This is a genomic window from uncultured Psychrosphaera sp., from assembly GCF_947500655.1.
Lineage (GTDB): Bacteria > Pseudomonadota > Gammaproteobacteria > Enterobacterales > Alteromonadaceae > Psychrosphaera.
Window position 1 is genome coordinate 32,258 of the sequence record NZ_CANMSK010000024.1, and the last position, 20,493, is coordinate 52,750.

General features: G+C 36.3%; 18 protein-coding genes. 14 read left to right on the top strand and 4 right to left on the bottom strand.

Translation table 11 applies throughout. The features are described 5' to 3' along the window. The first annotated feature begins 92 nt into the window (after nt 1-92). Both Q0940_RS15920 and Q0940_RS15925 read left to right on the top strand, forming a co-directional pair. Nucleotides 93-1,001, top strand: coding sequence for an AAA family ATPase (locus Q0940_RS15920; protein ID WP_299270747.1), 909 nt, complete (start codon nt 93-95; stop codon nt 999-1,001). 51 nt (nt 1,002-1,052) lie between these two features. Beyond that, nucleotides 1,053-1,952 carry a general secretion pathway protein GspB gene (locus Q0940_RS15925; RefSeq protein ID WP_299270749.1) on the top strand — a complete coding sequence of 300 codons (900 nt, stop codon included), beginning with the start codon at nt 1,053-1,055 and terminating at the stop codon, nt 1,950-1,952. A 40-nt stretch (nt 1,953-1,992) separates the two neighbouring features. Here Q0940_RS15925 and Q0940_RS15930 read toward each other — a convergent pair whose 3' ends face one another. After that, the gene (locus Q0940_RS15930) at nt 1,993-2,619 is read right to left on the bottom strand and encodes a TetR/AcrR family transcriptional regulator (RefSeq protein ID WP_299270751.1); all 627 of its coding nucleotides are present in this window, start codon (nt 2,617-2,619) and stop codon (nt 1,993-1,995) included. Between the two features lie 95 nt (nt 2,620-2,714). Continuing rightward, a complete protein-coding gene (locus Q0940_RS15935; RefSeq protein WP_299270753.1) occupies nt 2,715-3,890 on the bottom strand; it encodes an HD domain-containing phosphohydrolase in 1,176 nt (391 codons plus the stop codon). 356 nt (nt 3,891-4,246) lie between these two features. Between Q0940_RS15935 and hisS the strand changes: the two genes are divergently transcribed. From hisS to Q0940_RS15980, 9 genes are all read left to right on the top strand, one after another. Continuing rightward, nucleotides 4,247-5,524: a histidine--tRNA ligase gene (gene hisS / locus Q0940_RS15940; protein ID WP_299270755.1), complete on the top strand. Its 1,278-nt coding sequence runs from the start codon at nt 4,247-4,249 to the stop codon at nt 5,522-5,524. A gap of 57 nt (nt 5,525-5,581) precedes the next feature. Continuing rightward, nucleotides 5,582-6,229 carry a tetratricopeptide repeat protein gene (locus tag Q0940_RS15945; protein WP_299270757.1) on the top strand — a complete coding sequence of 216 codons (648 nt, stop codon included), beginning with the start codon at nt 5,582-5,584 and terminating at the stop codon, nt 6,227-6,229. Nucleotides 6,230-6,244: 15 nt separating this feature from the next. Continuing rightward, nucleotides 6,245-7,498 carry an outer membrane protein assembly factor BamB gene (bamB, locus tag Q0940_RS15950; RefSeq protein WP_299270759.1) on the top strand — a complete coding sequence of 418 codons (1,254 nt, stop codon included), beginning with the start codon at nt 6,245-6,247 and terminating at the stop codon, nt 7,496-7,498. 179 nt (nt 7,499-7,677) lie between these two features. Then, nucleotides 7,678-9,195: a ribosome biogenesis GTPase Der gene (gene der / locus Q0940_RS15955; RefSeq protein WP_299270761.1), complete on the top strand. Its 1,518-nt coding sequence runs from the start codon at nt 7,678-7,680 to the stop codon at nt 9,193-9,195. A gap of 163 nt (nt 9,196-9,358) precedes the next feature. Beyond that, the gene (locus tag Q0940_RS15960) at nt 9,359-10,675 is read left to right on the top strand and encodes a peptidoglycan DD-metalloendopeptidase family protein (RefSeq protein ID WP_299270762.1); all 1,317 of its coding nucleotides are present in this window, start codon (nt 9,359-9,361) and stop codon (nt 10,673-10,675) included. 24 nt (nt 10,676-10,699) lie between these two features. Next, the gene (locus Q0940_RS15965) at nt 10,700-11,935 is read left to right on the top strand and encodes an anhydro-N-acetylmuramic acid kinase (protein ID WP_299270764.1); all 1,236 of its coding nucleotides are present in this window, start codon (nt 10,700-10,702) and stop codon (nt 11,933-11,935) included. Further along, the gene (locus Q0940_RS15970; RefSeq protein WP_299270766.1) at nt 11,932-13,146 is read left to right on the top strand and encodes a GGDEF domain-containing protein; all 1,215 of its coding nucleotides are present in this window, start codon (nt 11,932-11,934) and stop codon (nt 13,144-13,146) included. The genes Q0940_RS15965 and Q0940_RS15970 overlap by 4 nt, the downstream gene beginning before the upstream one ends. Nucleotides 13,147-13,268: 122 nt before the next feature. Beyond that, on the top strand, nt 13,269-13,970 hold the full coding sequence (locus Q0940_RS15975) for a VC0807 family protein (protein WP_299270768.1): 702 nt from the start codon (nt 13,269-13,271) through the stop codon (nt 13,968-13,970). Between the two features lie 101 nt (nt 13,971-14,071). Further along, nucleotides 14,072-14,581 carry a hypothetical protein gene (locus Q0940_RS15980; protein ID WP_299270770.1) on the top strand — a complete coding sequence of 170 codons (510 nt, stop codon included), beginning with the start codon at nt 14,072-14,074 and terminating at the stop codon, nt 14,579-14,581. Nucleotides 14,582-14,630: 49 nt separating this feature from the next. On the opposite strand, the gene Q0940_RS15985 is transcribed toward Q0940_RS15980, so the two are convergent. Next, a complete protein-coding gene (locus tag Q0940_RS15985; protein WP_299270772.1) occupies nt 14,631-14,855 on the bottom strand; it encodes a DUF2798 domain-containing protein in 225 nt (74 codons plus the stop codon). Between the two features lie 322 nt (nt 14,856-15,177). Between Q0940_RS15985 and Q0940_RS15990 the strand changes: the two genes are divergently transcribed. The 3 genes from Q0940_RS15990 to Q0940_RS16000 all read left to right on the top strand — a co-directional run bounded on the left by Q0940_RS15990 (nt 15,178) and on the right by Q0940_RS16000 (nt 18,348). After that, nucleotides 15,178-16,713: a methyl-accepting chemotaxis protein gene (locus Q0940_RS15990; RefSeq protein ID WP_299270774.1), complete on the top strand. Its 1,536-nt coding sequence runs from the start codon at nt 15,178-15,180 to the stop codon at nt 16,711-16,713. Nucleotides 16,714-16,923: 210 nt separating this feature from the next. Then, entirely contained in the window at nt 16,924-17,403 is a 480-nt protein-coding gene (locus Q0940_RS15995; protein WP_299270776.1) for a glutathione peroxidase, read from the top strand. Nucleotides 17,404-17,688: 285 nt separating this feature from the next. Further along, the gene (locus Q0940_RS16000) at nt 17,689-18,348 is read left to right on the top strand and encodes an NAD(P)H-dependent oxidoreductase (protein ID WP_299270777.1); all 660 of its coding nucleotides are present in this window, start codon (nt 17,689-17,691) and stop codon (nt 18,346-18,348) included. A gap of 118 nt (nt 18,349-18,466) precedes the next feature. On the opposite strand, the gene Q0940_RS16005 is transcribed toward Q0940_RS16000, so the two are convergent. After that, the gene (locus Q0940_RS16005; protein ID WP_299270779.1) at nt 18,467-20,482 is read right to left on the bottom strand and encodes a methyl-accepting chemotaxis protein; all 2,016 of its coding nucleotides are present in this window, start codon (nt 20,480-20,482) and stop codon (nt 18,467-18,469) included. Nucleotides 20,483-20,493 lie beyond the last annotated feature (11 nt).

Sequence of the window (20,493 nt, forward strand, 5' to 3'; positions counted from 1 at the left end):
CCGTTAGTATATTCTGTTATTATTCGAAAGTCGCTACTACAACGAGTAGCCTTAAATTTAATTAAATAACCCGTTAATTTGAAGTAGCCATAATGTACCTAGAGTATTTTCAGTTAAAGCAAGAACCGTTTAATATAGCGCCGAACCCTAACTTAATGTATCCGAGCAATCGTCATAAAGAAGCGATTGGTTACTTACGTTATGGCCTGCGTGGTAGCGGTGGATTTGTGATGTTAACCGGAGAGGTTGGCACTGGAAAGACCATGGTAAGCCGTGCTGTTCTTGGTGATTTGCCCGACACGTTTAACGTCGCGTATATTTTAAATCCCACGTTAAATAATATTCAATTATTACAAACTGTTTGTGAGTCGTTTGAAATCCCTGTTGAGCATAACGATGATCACAAAGTTTTATCCGATGCTTTGCAACTTTTTTTAATTGAACAGGACAAACTAGGCAAGTCCAGTTTATTAGTAATTGATGAAGCCCAGCATTTATCAACACAAGCATTGGAACAACTACGTTTATTTACTAACTTAGAAACCAATGATAAAAAATTACTGCAAATTATTTTAATTGGGCAACCTGAGTTACAAGAAAAACTTAATACCAGAGAGCTTAGACAATTAGCGCAACGTATAACGGCAAGGTATCATTTACTGCCGTTAACTAAAGATGAAACGTTCGCGTATATAAATCATAGAGTCATAGCTGTTGGTGGGAGTCGTCCGTTATTTGATAAAAAAGCCATGACGACTATTTTTCAGCAAGCAAAAGGCACTCCTAGGTTAATTAACTTATTAGCGGATAGAGCGTTAATGGGGGCTTATGCAAAAGGACAGTTTTTTGTTGATTATAAAACTACCAAGCAAGCTGCGTTAGAAGTGTTTGGTGGTCAGTTGGATAATCATCTCCACAGAAATAAAAAGGTCGCTATTTATTCTGCTGTGATAGTTATTGTGGTGGTCTTTAGCCTAATGTTAGCGCGTTACTTTTTTTAGTGGGTATCTCTAGTGAACCGCTTTAGTAAATAGAATAATGGAACAAGTTAAATGAGTTTGTTATACCAAGCGTTATTAAAAAATAATCAGAATAAGCCTGTTCAGAGTCAGAACCAGGAACAACAAGAGAATAAAAGCAAACACTCTGACTTATTAACCAGTCAATCTAATGTTGAACCTTGGAACTCGTTTCACTCACAGCAATTTGCTGGAGCTCATGTAGGGAAAAGTCAAAATAATTTACCTTGGTTTGTTTGGTTATTTATTGCCAGTTTATTATTAGTTGTCGGTTTATTAGCTGGTTATATTTATGGCAATTTTAAACCATCAAATAATGTTGTTACTAAAACCTCAGCTGAGTTTGTTGAAAACGTTACAACAGAAAATAAGTCTAACCTAATCCCCTTTGATGCCAATTTAGTAGCTAATACAGAAACTAGTGAAGCGGAACAAACCATTGAAGTTGCTGTAAATTCTCAAGGTCAAGTTGTTTCAAAAGTCACAGATAAAGCTTCAAAGATAGCGACAACAAATGGAAGTGAGCAAAGTGCTCCGTCATCAACAATATCAGAAAAAGCAACGCCTGAGATTGATTTATCTGGTGTGCCGGATAATTTAAAAGCCTCGTTTGCTGAAGCAATAAAAGCAACGGAAGTAACTGAAACGTTAGATGCTAATTTTGAAATGGATTTATCATCTAACGGTAATGTATTAATGTTGGAAGATTTAACAGCATATCAAACGGCACTTTTACCAGATTTAATTTACCAAATGCATATTTTTTCATCCGATGTAAGCGAGCGCTGGGTAAAAATAAACGACAAAATATTATACGAAGGTAATGAATTAGTACCGGGATTGACTTTATTGGAGATCAAACAAAATCTCATTATTTGGCGTTTTAATAATAGAAAAGTAGGGCAATTAGCGTTAGTCGATTTTGTACAATAATTATTGGCAATAGAATGATTTGAGTTCTAACTATACTCCTTTAATGAGTGATCTTTGCTTTACAAGGGAGTAAACCTATACCTCGTAAAGTATTATCAATCACAGCTTCAAGTTCATTATAGGCAGTTCCGGCTCGTGCCATAGTTGCTGTGCCTCTTAATGTAGTCATAATACACAACGCATGTTCTTCAGCGTTTTTATTTAACCCTAATTCAATAGATTCAACATCATTACTAAAAAAGTCAGTTAATTTTTTTTGTCCGTCTACTCTCGCATTATTTAGAACTTTGCTAGCGGCTTCTGGAATAGCTCCGCCTACGACTTCTGATTGGCAAAGTACTAAGTAACATCCTTTTGGGTGGCTTGATTCACATTGAGTTAATACTATGGAAGCCATATGGTTTTTAATGCGTTGAGCTAATGGGGTATTTTGTTCAGATAAAAACTTAGCGTGTTTTTGTTCACTATTTTCTATATACAGCTGTGTCGTTTGAATAAACAAAGCTTCTTTATTACCAAAAGCGCTATACATACTGGGTTTATTAATTCCCATACTTTTAGTTAAGTCCGATAAAGATGCACCAACGTAACCTTTAGCCCAAAATACTTGCATGGCGGCAACGAGTGCTTCACTTTCACTAAATGATTTTTTTCTGCCACTGGCCATACAACACTCACTTTCAATCTAATAATTAGCTTCTATTGTACCCAATGGTACAAATCAATCAAATATTGTTTGTTATTAAAATACAATTTAACCAATTATAAATAGCGTTCGGATAAATCTGGGAAGATGTCTGTATCATAAAAGTCTGCAATTTCATCGGTTTCTTTGGGGGCACTTAATGACACGGTTTTTACATTAGTATGTTGGCTTAGCCTGTCGTCATAAATAAGTTTAATATCTGGTTTTACGGTAGAACCATGATTTCCCAAGACAATACCAACTCTACCGCTTTTTAAGATAACCAATGAGCCTGGAGGGTAAATACCAATAGATTTTATGATCTGTTGGATAAACTCAAAATCAAACTGTTTTTCCATCTTAAGTAATTTTTGATAAACCTGAATCGCGTTTAAGTATTTACCTTTGACTGGAACATGCATCAAACGGTCTAGCTCGTCAATAATGGTAAAGATGCGCATTGCATCATTTATATCTGTTAAACCTTGCCCTGTTGGATAACCGGAACCGTCGAGTCTTTCATGATGCATTTGAATGACTTCAATGGTTTCTTCAGAAAATCCACCAATTTTATGTGCAATAGATACACCTTCTTCAATATGGGCAGGCACTATGAAATTATTTTGTTCTCTTTTTGATTCAGTGATATCCAATAAGTGTGGCTGCTGAATACTTGGTTTCATATGCAATTTGCCAATATCGTGCAAAAACGCACCAACCACCCAGTTTTGAATAGACTCGGAAGGCCATTTCATTATTCTAAATGTTTTACAATAATAGGCGGCGGTTCTAAGTGCATGCCCTAGTTGATAATCATCAAAATTTGTAGCTCGTGCAATGCATAGCATAGCCGATGGGTTACGGTAGGCTGATGCAATAAAAGCTATTGTTGCCAAATGTAAGTGACTCAGGTCAAAAATATCGTTATCTCTTATTCGGCTAAAAGCATTTTGTAACTCCGTTAGTAATTTATTAAATGCTTTTTTAGCTCGAGGAAGTTCATCTTCAAATGGCACGTCCTTAAATTCGGATTTAATGGATAATTTGTCAGTGGTTAAATTGCTATCGTTTAGTTGTTTGTCAGCATCAAGGATAACTTCCACTACACCTTTTGCCGCTAACTCACTAACAACTGATTTACTCGATATCCAACCCGCTGTCGATACTTTTATATTGCCAACTTGTTGGGATATATCAGCAACATATTGGCCTACTTTTAAGTGCGTGATTGGACATTTTATTAATGTTGGCATTCGGGGGCGTAACCTTTCATATTTTGTTATACGGATACTTGGGGTTTGCTCTTTGTATTCGTATACAGCGCGCGAGCTTTACTTATACTTATTTTTTATACTTAGTTATGCTTAATACCGCAAGAGTTATGTTTATATAAATAAAGGAAAATCACAAAAAATAGTAAAGGAAGAGGGTTTATATTAACTAGACCATTGAAATTCATCTTGATTAAGGATTATGAACGCAGTAATTCGTCATATTTAGAGCTAATTAAAAATTTTATTTGGCAATTTAGCGTTATCAATTTACCTTGAGCGGGATTAGCTCTATAATACGCCGCTAATTTTTAACTCAATCAGAGAATGGATCATCAGTGTCTAAGCCAATTCAAGCAATTCGTGGAATGAATGACTGTTTACCAGCAGAAACTGCCCAGTGGCAGCAAGTTGAATCGGTAATTCGTCAAACTGTAGCTAGTTACGGGTACTCAGAGATCCGCTTTCCTATCGTAGAGTTTACTGATCTGTTTAAACGCTCAGTTGGCGAAGTAACTGATATCGTTGAAAAAGAAATGTATACCTTTGAAGACCGTAACGGTGATTCGTTATCATTGCGTCCTGAAGGTACCGCTGTTTGTGTTAGAGCTGCAAATCAAGGTGCTTTATTATATAACCAACAACAACGTCTTTGGTATACCGGACCTATGTTCCGCCATGAACGTCCTCAAAAAGGCCGTTATCGTCAGTTTCATCAGTTTGGTGTAGAGTCGTATGGCTTTGCCGGACCGGACATGGACGCGGAAGTTATTTTATTATCAGCTCGCCTTTGGAAAGCGTTTAATATTTCTGAGCATTTAACTTTAGAAATTAACTCGTTAGGTTCAAATGAATCGCGTACCGATTACAGTGCAGCATTAGTTGAATATTTGTCACAACATGAAGACAAGTTAGATGAAGATTCAAAGCGTAGATTAACAACAAATCCTTTACGTATTTTGGACAGTAAAAATCCAGAAGTACAAAGTTTATTAGAAAACGCACCTAAGTTATCTGATTATTTAGATGATGAGTCAGTTGAGCACTTTAAACAATTACGTTTACGTTTAGATGCAGCAGGCATTGCATACGTAGTAAACGAACGTTTAGTTCGTGGATTAGATTACTACAACAGAACTGTATTTGAATGGGTAACAACAAGTTTAGGCTCTCAAGGAACTGTTTTAGCTGGTGGTCGTTATGATGGCTTAGTTGAGCAACTTGGTGGCAAAGCTACACCTGCTGTTGGATTTGCAATGGGCATCGAAAGATTAGTCTTATTATTGCAAACCTTAGAAATTTTAAAGGAACCAACGTCGACGGCTGATGTCTATATGGTCGCATCTGGTGAAAAAGCTGAAATAAAAGCGGTTGAAATAGCTGAAATTTTAAGACAAGCTGCACCGCAAGTTAGAGTTGTTAATCACTGTGGTGGTGGCAACTTCAAGAAACAAATGAAACGTGCTGACAAGGTTGGAGCATCGATTGCCTTAATCTTGGGAGACGACGAAATTACAAATCAACAAATTACACTTAAATACTTACGTGAAAACGTAGAGCAAGAAGTGATTGGTTGGGCAGAATTGGAAGAACGTATCAATACGATCTTTGCTTAATAGATATTGGCAGGGTAATAAACCCCTGACTGATGCAGTACAGATATAGAGGTTATAATGGAAGTTTATTCTACTGAAGAACAACAAGTTGAAGCAATAAAGAGTTTTTGGAAAGAAAACGGTAGCCAAATCGTAGTTGGTGTCGTTCTTGGTTTAGGGGGCTTTGGCGCTTGGAATTGGTACGTAGATAAAGAAGCTGCAACACAAGAAGCCGCTTCAGTTCAATACGAAGAATTTGTTAAGGTTAGCCAAGCTGAAACAACTTCATCTGAGTCAGTTGAAACAGAATTAAAAGCATTTACTACAACGTATGGTGAGTCTGGTTACGGTGTATTTGTACAGCTTCTTGCTGCAAAACAAGCGGTTGCTGAAGCTAAATTTGATGTTGCTGCAAATAACTTAACGTCAGCGTTAACATTAACTGATTCTGTTAGTTTAAAAGAATTAGTTTCTTTACGCCTTGCTCGTATTCAAATTCAGTTAGAACAATATGATGTTGCCTTACAAACATTGGGTACTATTAAAAGTGACGGTTATATAGCGCGTGTTGCTGAATTGGTTGGTGACGTTCATTTAGCTCAAGGTGATAAAGATAAGGCTCGTATGTCTTATCAATTAGCTGCTGATAATGACGGCTTAGCAGGTAATGACCTACTTAAAATGAAGTTAGATGATTTAGCTCTATCTTCAAAAACAACTAGCTAATTAAGGCCCTGTTGAATGTTAAAACAAGCTAAGTTCACTGCAATTACATTTGCTTTATTATTCGGCCTAGCCGGATGTGAAAGTAATGAAATAAAAGAAGAGTTTCGTATCGCAGAAATAAAACCGATCAACTCAACTAAAGAAGTTGAGCTTGTTTGGCGTGAAACTGCCGGTTCAGGTGTTGATAATTACTTTTCAAACTTAACACCCGCAGCCATTGGTGATGTTATATTTGTTGCAAACCGTGACGGTGAAGTGGTTGCGTTAGAAAAAGATAGTGGCGATGAAGTTTGGTCTACGGATGTAAGAGTCGCGCCGCCAACGTTATGGGATGCGTTAACATTTACTACTGTTAAGCCTGAAAAATTAAGTGGTGGTATAACCGCTGCATATAACAATTTATATATTGGTACTGAAAACGGCGACGTATTAGCTTTGTCACAAGAAACTGGTGAAGTGTTATGGCGTACCGAGGTTAAAGGTGAAGTTGTTGCAGCCCCATCGGCTGGTGAAGGCTGGATTGCGGTTACCACAGCGGCAGGTTTTGTTGCTGCTTTACACCCAGATACTGGTGAAATACGTTGGCAAATAGCGACAGATGTACCTGCATTATCTTTAAGGGGCACATCGTCTCCAACAATCGCTGGTGGTGGTGTTTTAGTTGGTACGGCAACGGGTAAGTTATCTGTTATCGTTTTAGAACGCGGTATTCCAGCTTGGGAACAAGCAATTGGTACAACTCAAGGCTCTACTGAATTAGAAAAATTAATCGATGCAGATAGTAAACCTATCATTAATGGTTCAACCATTTTTAGTATTGCCTACAATGGTAATCTTGCCGCATTAGATATGATGTCTGGTCGAGTGTTATGGAAACGTGAATATTCATCTTACCGTAACTTAGCTATGGATGCTGGAGTACTATATTTAACTGATGCAAAAGGTAATGTTATTGCTGTTGATTCAGCTAGTGGCATTGAAAAGTGGACATCATCTGAATTATATAACCGTCGCTTAACACAACCTGTTGTTTATAAAGATACAATTGTTGTTGGTGATTATGAAGGTTACTTTCACTTTTTAGATAAAGAGTCAGGGCAAATTGTTTCACGCTTTAAATTTGCTGATTATGACCGTTCTATCTTTTGGTGGTTTGTTAACTGGTTCAATTTTGATGAAGTCGGGGCGTATGTTGAGCCTGTAGTCTCTGGTGATAAGTTGATTATACAAACGCGTGATGGAAAAGTTAGCGCTTTACGTCTACCGTAATAAATAACCGTTATATTTTAGGCTTTGGGTTTTTTATAAAAAGACTCAAAGCCTTTTTTGTGTCACAGTTTCAATATATAAAATGTGGCAACAACCTAACTATCAAATCTGATTGTTAGGCCTTTTAGAAATTTAAATACATTACTCTATAAAAATGAGTATATGTTTGAGGTGAATTCATGCTTCCTGTGGTTGCTTTAGTTGGTCGTCCTAATGTTGGCAAATCGACTCTTTTTAATCGATTAACACGTACAAGAGACGCGCTAGTAGCGGACTTTCCTGGACTTACTAGAGATAGAAAGTACGGTCAAGCAACACATGGCGAACACAATTTTATTGTGGTCGACACTGGTGGTATTGACGGCACGGAAGAAGGCATTGAAGTGGAAATGGCTGAACAGTCATTACTAGCTATTGATGAAGCTGATATTGTATTATTTTTAGTTGATGCCCGTGAAGGGCTTACGGCATCAGACTACGCAATTGCAGAACATTTAAGAAAACTAAATAAAACTACGTTTATCGTAGCAAATAAAGTTGACGGTATTGATGGTGACTCGACAACGGCTGAGTTTTATAATTTAGCAATGGGTGACGTTCATCAGATTGCAGCTGCTCATGGCCGTGGAGTAACACAGTTACTTGATCATGCATTAATGCCTGTTATTGAAGAGTTATCAGAACAATTTGAATTGGAAATGGCGGCATTATCGATTGAAAATGCGACTGCTGAAACAGATTTTGAATTTCCTGAGCCTGAATTTGACGAAAATGGTGACATTATTGAGGTTGAAGAGCCTGAGCATGTTCCATTTGCTGATGTACCAATTAAATTTGCATTAATTGGTCGTCCTAATGTTGGTAAATCAACATTAACTAACAGAATGTTAGGTGAAGAACGTGTTGTGGTTTATGACTTACCTGGTACTACTCGTGATTCAATCTACATCCCTATGTCTCGTAATGATCAAGACTACGTTATTATTGATACTGCAGGTGTTCGCCGTCGTGGTCGAATTCGCCAAGCCGTTGAAAAATTCTCAGTAGTAAAAACCCTACAAGCAATTGAAGACGCTAACGTTGTATTGTTAATGTTGGATGCAAGGGAGGGGATTTCTGATCAAGATTTAAGTTTGTTAGGTTTTGCCCTAAATGCTGGACGTTCAATCGTTATCGCTGTTAATAAGTGGGATGGGTTAGATCAAGATATTAAAAATGATGTTAAGCGCGAGCTTGATAGACGTTTAGGTTTTATCGACTTCGCTCGTTTACATTTCATTTCGGCGTTACATGGTACTGGCGTAGGTCATTTATTTGAATCTATTGATGAAGCGTATCGTTCAGCAACAAAACGTATTTCAACCTCTATGGTGACTCGTATCATGAAAATGGCACAAGATGATCATCAACCGCCGATGATCCGTGGCCGTCGAGTGAAATTAAAATATGCGCATGCTGGTGGTTATAACCCTCCTAGAATAGTAATACATGGAAATCAGGTAAAAGATTTACCTGATTCATATAAGCGTTATTTGATGAATTATTACCGTAAAGCATTAGACGTAATGGGTACGCCAATTAAGATAGAGTTTAGAGAGGGTGCTAACCCATTTGAAGATAATAAATCGAAAAATATGACACTGTCTCAACAAAGACAAGCGGGTGGATTTATAAAAAGACATAGACGACCAGGTTAGTTTTTGAGGATTACTTCTACAATAAGGTGTTTTTTTGCACGAAACACCTGTGTTATAGGGGTTTTCCTGCTTGGATTTATAAAGTCACAGTGGTAATCTGGTGGAAATAGTATTCTATGAATACAAATAAATTTGTCATGTATAAGTTATTACAAGAAGAGATATGAAGAATTTAGTAGATAATTTTCCAAAACAACACAGAGTCACGATCTTAATAGCGTCTATGCTATTTGCTTTATTGATCGTGTTACCTAGTGAGTCGGCTAAAGCCTCTAGAATGACGGGGCATCCTGTTGTAACCTCGAATAATATTGTCGCTAATTATGCGGCACTCTCTATTGGTCAAGATTATCCTGTTCCTCTAGATTTCAGCGAAGCAAATACTGAAATTGAATTTACTGATTTATTTAAAGTTAAAATACGTAGTGGTGATTCACTAGCAACAATTTTTACCCGTATAAAACAACCTCAAAAAACTATGCTAGCCATTGCTAGTTCAGGTGAAGCATCGAAAACGTTCACTCGGTTAATTCCTGGTAAGTTTTTACAATTTGAATTAAACAAAGACAAAGAAGTCGTTTCATTAAGTTATGAGCAAGATCAATTAACCACTGTGGTCGCCAAGCTTACAGAAGATAAGTCTTATTCATCATCATTTGAAGAAAAATCAAGAACAATAAGAACGGTTTATTATGAAGGTAAAATTAATAGTAACTTTTGGAATGCAGGTACAGCGTCAGGCTTAAATGATAATATGATCATGAACTTAGCAAATATTTTTGCTTGGGATGTCGATTTTGCATTAGATATTAGAGCTGGTGATAGCTTTTCTGCTCTAGTTGAACAAATTTATATTGATGGTGAATTTATCGGTCACGGTGATATTGTCGCTGCCGAATTTATTAATCAAGATGAAAAATTTACAGCTGTTCGTTATGACGATGGCCGTTATTACACACCTGAAGGTGACAGCATGCGTAAAACGTTTTTACGCTCACCGGTAAACTTTAAATATATCAGTTCAAACTTTTCTAATAGACGTTTCCACCCAGTACAAAAAAGAATGAAAGCACATAGAGGTGTCGATTACGCTGCTAATACAGGTACTCCGGTATTTGCTGCAGGTGATGGTAAAGTTATAAAAGCTGGGTACGACAGATTTAATGGTCACCATGTGTTTATTGAGCATGGCGGCGGTATTACTACTAAATACATTCACTTTTCTAAGCGCAAAGTACGTCGTGGTCAAAAAGTTAAGCAAGGACAAGTTATCGGTTTAGTTGGTTCAACTGGTTTAGCAGCGGGTCCTCATTTACATTATGAATTTTTAGTAAATGGTGTTCATCGTAATCCACGTACGGTTTCTTTACCTAAAGCAAATCCATTAAAAGGTGAAAAGAAAACGCAATTTGCCGCTTATGCTGAAGAACGTTTAGGTTTATTACAGCATAATAAACAGTTGCTACTAGCTATCCGTTAATAACAAATAGATAGATGGAATTCGATGAGTAGTAAAAATTATTTTATCGGTTTAATGTCAGGTACTAGTTTAGATGCTATTGATGTTGCTATTGTAGATATACAGCCAATTAATAAAATTGGCTGTGAGGATAAAATATCGCTTGTTGCTTCCCACAGTGTTTCCTTACCTAAATTAATTAAATCCAACCTTATACATTTATCTTTTGAACAAAACGTTAATATGCAAATTTTAGGGCACACTGGAGTACAGTTAGCACATTTATTTGCAGATGCGATTAATGATTTAATGGATAAATACAAAATTGATAAGTCACAAATAACGGCAATTGGCAGTCATGGGTTAACAATACGCCATCAACCTAACGACGAATTTCCTTTTAGTATGCAAATAACTGATGCCAATTTACTGGCTCAATTAACAGGCATAGACGTGGTTAGTGATTTTAGAAATATGGATGTAGCGGTTGGTGGTCAAGGAGCTCCTTTGGTTCCTGCGTTTCATCAAGCTTTATTTGCTCAGCAATTTAATACCGAAGCCGGCGAACAACTCGATGACAATAGCGCTTGTATCCTGCTAAATTTAGGTGGAATTGCTAACATAACAGTATTGAACCCTAATGCTGAGGTCGTTGGCTTTGACACTGGACCTGCAAATACTTTGTTAGATACTTGGTGTGAGATGCATACTCAAAAACCATACGATGCTCAAGGCATGTGGGCCGCATCTGGTGTGGTTAATCACACTCTGTTAGATATCATGTTGGAAGATAATTATTTTTCTTTACCTTGGCCTAAAAGTACAGGGAAAGAATTATTTAACATTGCTTGGTTAAATAAACAACTTGAATTGTACACAGTAAAAATCAACGAACCTGCGATTAAAGAACTTTTAACTCAGAAAGATTTTCAACAACTATTACCAGAAGACATTCAAAGAACTTTATTACAATTAACGGTAATAACTGCAGCAGAACAAATTAAGACATTCACCCATACAAAAAAATTATTTATTTGCGGTGGTGGAGTGCATAATCAATTTTTGATAGCGCAGTTACAACAAGAGTTACCTCAATATATCATTCAAGCGACAGATTCTCTTGGTATAAATAGTGATGCATTGGAAGCTATGGCATTTGCATGGTTAGCTTATTGTCGAGTTAATTTAATGAGTGCAAACTCACCTTCTGTTACTGGTGCTCAGAAAAAGATAGTAATGGGAAGTTGGTATAGTGCCAAAGCAGATAAGGTCATTAATTGAATTATTTAGTCGTCAACTTTATTAAAGCTGTGTCTTTACCAGTAGTGTTAATATTCACTTTGTTTTTTGTAATTCAAAATGGGATGTTAGATTTAAGGCCTTGGCAAACACTGTTAAAACAAGCTCCAATGTTTTTGTTTATTGGTGCAATTGTTGTTGCGCTTAAATTTAAACAAAGCCGTATCGTTTATATATTATTGTTTTTGCTATTAAGCTGGGCATTATTTGTTGAGGTTGAGCATTTCAAATATCTTAAATTTAGCCCATCGTTATGGTTTTTAAGTCAGTTATTTATTTTGGTTTTTTTTAGTTTTGACCAAAATAAAACCATTTTTGATCGACATGGCTTATTAAGAGCTGCAATTATTTTTACCATTATTATGGTTAACTATCGTTTTAATCACTCAATTACCTTACATGAATTATTAAACACAGAATTAATAACAGGCATCAAGCTTGGTGGTATGACTCAAATAGAATTGATCCTGTCAGTACTGGCTTTATTAATGTTAGCGGTAAAGCATATTTCTAGTCCGAGCAAATCCATTTTAGGCATCTGGATAATCACTTTTTTCTTAGTCTATTTTAGATTAATTGATGCAGCTGTACTTACTCATTTAGTCGCGTTTTCTGTATTTGGTTTGTTATTAATTCAAGGAGTATTAACAGACTCTTACCAGATGGCTTTTTCTGATGAATTAACTGGGCTTTCAGCAAGACGAGCTTTGTTACAATCCTCCCTTTCATTAGGTAAAAAGTACACAGTGGCTATGCTAGATATAGATCATTTTAAAAAGTTTAATGATACTTACGGGCATGATGTTGGTGACCAAGTCTTGAGACTAGTGGCGAGTAAGATTGATGATGTTAAAGGCGGTGGTAAAGCTTATCGTTACGGCGGTGAAGAGTTTACTATTGTATTTCCAAATAAGTCTGTTAATTATGCAATTCCTTATTTAGAACAAGTTCGTGAATCTATTGCCAGTTACGCTATGACTATACGTGATAATAATGATCGCCCAGATAATCGCAAAACTGGCAAGGCACAGCGCTCTAAAGCTCAAAGTCGCAGTAAAACCGTTCATGTCAGTGTTAGTATAGGTGTCGCTGAGCGAGAAGGTGAGCTAAAAGAATTTGACGAAGTCATGAAACAAGCAGATAAAGCCTTATACCGTGCTAAAAAGTCAGGTAGAAATTGCTTAGCTGAATAGTTTTTCCATCTTTAGTTATTGTCTGAAGCTTAGTATTTTCGATATTTTTGAGTATAAATACAATAATTGTAAACACGCAGACAAGTTCGCGGGTGTTTTATTTAATATAACCAGAGTGAAATATGAATCAAACGGATACACAGCGTAAACCTAATGTGTTTTTAGAGTTAATAGTAAATGTCGTTATTCCCTCGTTAATACTGATGAAGTTATCCGACGCTAGCTCTTTAGGTAGTGTTAATGCATTAATATTTGCACTCTTATTTCCTCTTACCTACGGGCTTTATGATTTAATAAAGTACAAGTCATTTAACTTTATATCCTTGTTAGGTTTCCTCAGTACATTATTAACCGGTGGCATAGGTTTGTTTGAACTTGATGTGCAGTGGTTAGCGGTTAAAGAAGCGGCAATCCCTTCTGCTATTGGTTTTGTGGTGTTTTTATCTGGATTTAGCAATAAGCCAATTATTGCTAAAATGCTATTAAATCCTGTGATTTTTAACTTAAACCTTATTTATGACTCTTTGGCTAAATTGAATAATACGGCTCAATTTAAATCTAAAGTAAACAGCGCCAACCATTATTTATCTATTACCTTTGTATTTTCAGCAGCTATGAATTATTGGCTAGCCAAATGGATAGTAACCAGCCCAACTGGCACTGTTGAATTTAATCAAGAACTTGGTGAAATGACGATGCTTAGTTATCCAATTATCGCGATACCATCGTTTATTATGCTCATTGCTATTTTGTTTTACGTGGTAAAAACAATGGAGAAGTTAACTAGCTTACCGCTCGATAAGTTATTTAATAACCAGGACTAAAATTTGCGTAAACGGTATTTGTAGAATACTTTTATATCATGCTAAATCTCTCGAAGTGACAAACGCTGTGTTTTTTACTTCAAAGATAATTTTGGATGAATATGAAAAAAATTTACTGCTTACTTCTTTCTATTACCTTGTTTTGTAGCTCCCCTTTTTCCCACTCTGAAACTTCACAAGAAGAACAAATACATTTAAACCTTATGTCTAATGTTATAGGCGGAAAATGGTGGTTAGGAACGGACAGCTATAAAGTATTTGAATGGGGATTAGGTTATACACAGATCAAAATGAAACACTTCATTATTGAAGGTGGAAAGGAATATGTGGTCAGTGAAGGTTTCTTTTATTACTCACCGGATAGCTTCTCAATTAAAGGCATTTCTACTTTCCAGAAAAAAGGCAAAGATCCTGAGTTACTAGAATATTTTGGCAATGTTGAAGATGGCTCGTTAGAGTTTATTTATAAGTCGATTACATTAGATGGTGAAATAGAAATTTATACTGAAACATGGAAATGGGTAAACGAAAATCAATATCAGTGGATGTTAGTTAGTTTGGAAGATGATATTCCCGTTAAAAAAGGGGTTTATATAAGAAAGCCTAATTAAACTAATGTTAGGCTAATCCATATTAAAAAGTAACTATTAGCTTAGTTTTCTATTTTTTAACAACTGCAGCGGTTAATTTTTTCACTAAAGGTGCCACGGTAACAACAGCTGGAAAGGCTACAACAAAAGCAAAACTCCAAGCTTGTAGCCACAAACTTAATAAGTTATCTGCAAAACCTATGTTAAAGATGGTGATCACAAACGACATCAGGCATGACATTAACAATGCCATAAAAAAGGCAAATACTAAGTGTTGGTGTTTTTCTGAGATCATTAACTATTTCCCCAATGGTAAGTTGCAACTAAAGTCGTCACTAAAAAGATTGCAGAGTATAAACCCACTTTTAAAAGGTGTCTATGATATAGACCTCGAAGCAAATTTTTATCCATTAAACTAAGCTTTTGTTACCTTTAAGCATCTCACATGACGGAGAATGAGGAATATTATCAATAAATAAAAACTTATTGATTTATATCATAAAGTTAAATGCATTTTTGCCGATAGATACTTTATAATCTCCAGTCATTTTTTATTTTCATTGCTGCTGTGGAAATTTTTAGAAATTAAACGAATAGCATTTATCAGAGAGAGTCATATGTCTAAACGGAATCAGCCAGTTGTAGATGAAGAAGTAACGTTTAATGAGGGCGAAGAGCTCGTTTCAACCACAGATTTACGTGGTGTGATCACGTATGCAAATACTATTTTCTGTCGAATTGCCGGTTATGAGTTGGATGAACTTGTAGGTAATAACCATAATATGGTTCGTCATCCGGACATGCCTAAAGCCGCTTTTAAAGACATGTGGGCAAAGTTACAAAATGGTGAGAATTGGCGTGGTGCGGTTAAAAATCGTTGTAAAGATGGACGTTATTATTGGGTTGATGCCTATGTATGTCCAATTTTTGAAAATGGCCAATTAATTGGTTATCAGTCCGTTAGGGCTAAACTAAGTGAGAAAGATAAGCACTCGGCAATAAAAGCGTACAAAGCTTTAAACCAAGGTAAGAATATAGAAGGTTGGTATTCACATTTAAACAGTCGTCATACGTTGTTTGCGCTGTTTAGTGCCGCAACTCTGGCTGGTACAATCGCAATATCTAACTTATTTGCCTTTGTGTTACCTATATTACCTTTTATATTTTATGCCGATGAGCTGATTAAAACACCAGCTTACTTCAAACAATTGAAAAGTGAGTATGACAGTGCTTCTCGTTGGGTGTTTTCTGGCACAAAATCTTATAGTGTGGCTGATTACCATATTAAAGTTCAACAAGGTAAAGTTAGAACTATATTAGGCCGAGTTGTTGATATTGCTAATGTTATGGAAGATGGTGTAGCAGAATTAAATAATGCATCTAGTCATGCCAAAGTAGGTGTTGAAAAACAAACCCATGAACTTCACCAAGTTTCTACAGCGGTTGAAGAAATGGTAGCTACCATTTCTGAAGTTGCTCAAAATACTACGAGTACATCAGAGAAAGTTCATCAAGCTCATAATGATTGTGAAACTGCGACTCAGTCGATGACAAGAACCATGACTCAAGTTTCTTCATTAGCAAAAGATGTTGCTCAGTCATCAACATCTGCACATGAATTAGCCGAAGAAGCTGAGAAAATTGGTACTATCATGCAAGAAATCCAGGGTATTGCTGACCAAACTAACTTACTTGCGTTAAATGCCGCCATTGAAGCAGCACGAGCTGGTGAGCATGGTCGAGGTTTCTCTGTTGTTGCTGATGAGGTTAGGGCGTTATCTAGTCGTACTCACGGTGCTACTGAGCAAATTCATAAATCTATTAATGAAATTCAAAGTACACTACATGCTTGGTCAGACACTATGGCTAAAGGAAAAGAAGCAGCTGAAGTTTGCGTAGCTGATACTGAAGAGACTCAGGGCGTGGTTACTGCAGTCTATGATGCAATTACCGATATAGCAGACTTAACCATGCAGATATCAACGGCAGCCGAAGAGCAAAATGCGGTGTCATTAGAGATCAGTAAAAACATAGTTAATATAAGTGATGCCTCACAAGATAACTTAAATCAAGCTGAGACGGTACAGTCTGAGACTGACGCAATTAGCCGACGTACAGCAAGGTTAAAATCATTAGGCTTGTCGTTTAATTAACGCATTGATTATGTAAACGATAATGAGTAATCGCTGGGAATTAATTCCCAGCTTTTTTTTGCCTATTCTCTGCAACTGAAAGTTAATGCCGGCACAGTACTTCAGCTAAGTACTTTAAATATAAATGTGAAACAATAATTTAATTATCAATATTAAGATTTAAGCGTTATTCTCATACTTATTAAAGAGATGAAATATTAAGGATAAACAATGAGTGATTTTTACACGTTAAGTGCAACGAGTCTGCAAGGGCAAGTTATTAATATGTCAGAGTACAAAGACAAGGTTGTGCTTATTGTTAATACAGCAAGCAAATGTGGTTTTACTTATCAGTATGAAGGCTTACAAGACTTGTATGTAAAGTATAAAGATCAAGGTTTAGTTATCCTTGGATTTCCTTGTAATCAGTTTGGTGAACAAGAGAAGGGCGATTCAGGCGAGATTTCAGAGTTTTGTCAAATTAACTATGGTGTTGATTTTCAAATGTTTGAAAAAATTAATGTTAATGGTGAAAATGAACACCCAATTTATACATATTTAAAGCAACAAAAACCCGGATTTTTAGGCAGTAAAAAAATAAAATGGAATTTCACTAAATTCTTAATTAACAAACAAGGTCAGGTGGTTAAACGGTTTGGATCAACCACTAAACCACAAAAACTAACGGGTCCAATTGAAAAGTTACTCTAATTGTTAAGGTGTTAATTTTAACTATGAGTGTTAGTTAAAATTAACAATTTAACCTCTATACAAACCCACACCTGTAATTTTTTAACTTACTTTTTTTACTTTAAACCTTCAAAATCAACTTTCTACAAATTATGTTATGTTTCATTAATACAGCTCAATATTCGTTCTTTTTACCATTGTTATCATGTATGCATTAGTTTTATGGATCATTGGAATAATAGCTTAGATCTGAAACCCAAAAAAACGACTAGCTTGATATCGTAATTTATTTAATGGAGTTTATATATGAAATTTCTTGTTTTCTTAGGCACAGTTAGAAACAGTACGCCACCTAGACCAGTTCGACTTGGCGTTCGAGTATCAAAAGCCTCTATTGCCTGTTTAAACAGCCAATTTCCTGAACATGAATTCGAATTAATCGACGCGTTAGACTACTCATTGGACACTGTATTTAAGCCACAATTTGCTTATGCAAAAGGTAAAGCTCCTACTGAGCTCGATGTCTTAGCTAAAAAAATAGAAGTGGCTGACGGGTTTGTCATGATCAGTCCCGAATACAATCACTCTATGAGCCCAGCTTTAGCTAATCTATTAAATCACTTTGGCAGTTCTCTATTTTCCTATAAACCAAGTGCAATCGTGACTTATTCAGCTGGTCAATGGGGCGGAATGCGCGCTGCCGTTAATATGAGAACCTTCCTATCTGAATTAGGTTGTTTATCTGTATCAGCCATGATCCACGTACCTAAAGCACAAGATGTGTTTACTGAAGATGGTTCTGTGCAAGAAGGAGAAGACCAAGCATCTTGGTTTGGTTATTTTGGCCGTACGTTTAATCAATTAGAGTGGTGGGCTCAGGCAACAAACAATCATAAAGCCGTTGTTAATCCACATACAATGGTTCAAGACTTCAAAGTCACACCAGAGCAAAGAGATGCACCTTAAAGGCTTAGGTTAGAGTACAAGATGTATTCATACGTTAATGCTATTTGAATACATTTCATAAAAAAACGCCAATATAAATTGGCGTTTTTTAACAAGATAAGAAAAATCTAAATAAGGGTTACAATCTAAATTGATCTACTGACTGGCGTAACTCTTCTGCCAGTTTAGCCACTTCTTGTGAAGACAACTCAGTTTGTTCAGCACCTAATGCCGTTTGTTCTGCAATAGTTACAATCGACTCTAAACGTTCACTTATCTCTGAGCTAACTTGATTTTGCTCTCTTGCTGCCGATACAATTTGTTCACTCATATCGTTAGCTTGGTGCACTGAGTCTGTAATGCTATCTAGAGCAATAGTTGCTTGCTCAGATTGCTCTACACATTTCTCAGCTTGCTCTTTACTATTGTTCATAACTTCAACAGCAGATGTGGAACCACTTTGTAACTGTTCGATCATGCTTTGAATTTCTTCAGTAGATTGTTGAGTTTTACTTGCTAGAGTTCTAACTTCATCGGCAACAACCGCAAAGCCTCGTCCATGCTCACCAGCTCGAGCTGCTTCTATCGCAGCATTAAGTGCTAATAAGTTGGTTTGATCTGCTACGCCACGTATAACGTCCAAAATACCACCGATTGCAACACTGTGTTGATTCACATCGTTAATAACACCTGATGCTTGTTCAATTTCTTTTGCTAGTTGCAAGATGGTATCTTTATTTGTATTTGAAATAAGTTTAACTTTTTCAGCATCTTCATCAGCATGTTTTATATCAGATAATGCTTCGTTTGCTCGTTCCATAACAGACTCAGAGGTACTAGCCATTTCTGAAGTTGCTGTTGCGGCTTGCTCAACTTGTGAACGTTGATCGTTTATCGCAATAGTCGATTCTTTAACGATCATAGATGTTTCTTCAGCAGCAGTAGCTAATTGATTTGAGCGGTTAACGATACCGTTAATTAGGTTACGTAGGTTTTCAATTAATAAGTTACAGTTTTTAGCTAAAATTCCAAATTCATCTGTACCTGAGTCATCTAATTTAGTGGTTAAGTCACCAGTAGAAACTATGGTTAGTACACGATTAACCTCTGCCAGAGGGCGAGTAACTCGGATAACCGTAATGAATGCGATAAATACAGATAATATGATTGAGATGACCATAACAAACCAGTTACTTAATACTCCGTCACTAACATCTTCGCTTAGTTCCGTTTTCATAATAGATAACTGCTCTTTAACTACTTTAGATAAACTATCTAGCGCAGCTAAACCATTACTAATTTCTAAGTTTGTTTCTGTTAATAAACGGTCTGTTGTTTCTAGTTGATTTATCCAGTCTACTTTTAGCTTTTGTATTGAAACTTCATTAGTTAGCATGTCATTTAAAATGCCAATTTGCTCTACAACATCATCAAAACCTTCAACATCTGAATTGCCCACAACCGTAATTAACTGTGCAAGTGACTCATTGATACTGTCTTGGGTATAAGCTAATTCTTTAATAATGACAGCAACCGTTAATTTTTTGTTTTCTTTTTTAATATCGGTAACTGCACTGATAACACTCACCATGCTGCTTTCTATTTTTACAGCCAATTCTCGTGCAGCAGGTTTCGTAACGCTTAAATTATTTAAATCGATAAAATCTAATAAGTAAACTGATGCATCGTCAGCGGCCATTTCAGTATCATCAAATGTAGTGGCAATAGCATCTGCTAGTTTTAGCACTCTTTCTTTGGAGTGAGATAATAAGTCGGCTTTTTCTTTAAATGCGTCGTAGCTATTTTTCACGCTAGGTAGGGCTTCAAAAAGTAATTCGTCCTGGGATACTATTTCTGTTAATAGTGCAAAGTCGGTATCAAACTCCGAAGATTGCTCATTAAACTTAGCAATAGACTCTTCAATAATTTGAAAGTCAGTTGCATAGTATTCTAATAATGCCGTTTTACTCATTTGCAGGAAGTTTTGTTGAAGTTTAGCGCTGGCATCCAATGCTGGAACAGAAACTTGATTAACTTGAGTTGTTGACTCAGATATCCCGTTTAAAACAAAGATTGAGTTAATGCCAAGGAATAACAACAAGGTGGACGTGATTGCAAATCCGCCAATTACTCTCTTAGCAATGGTTAAGTTCATATGAGCTCCAA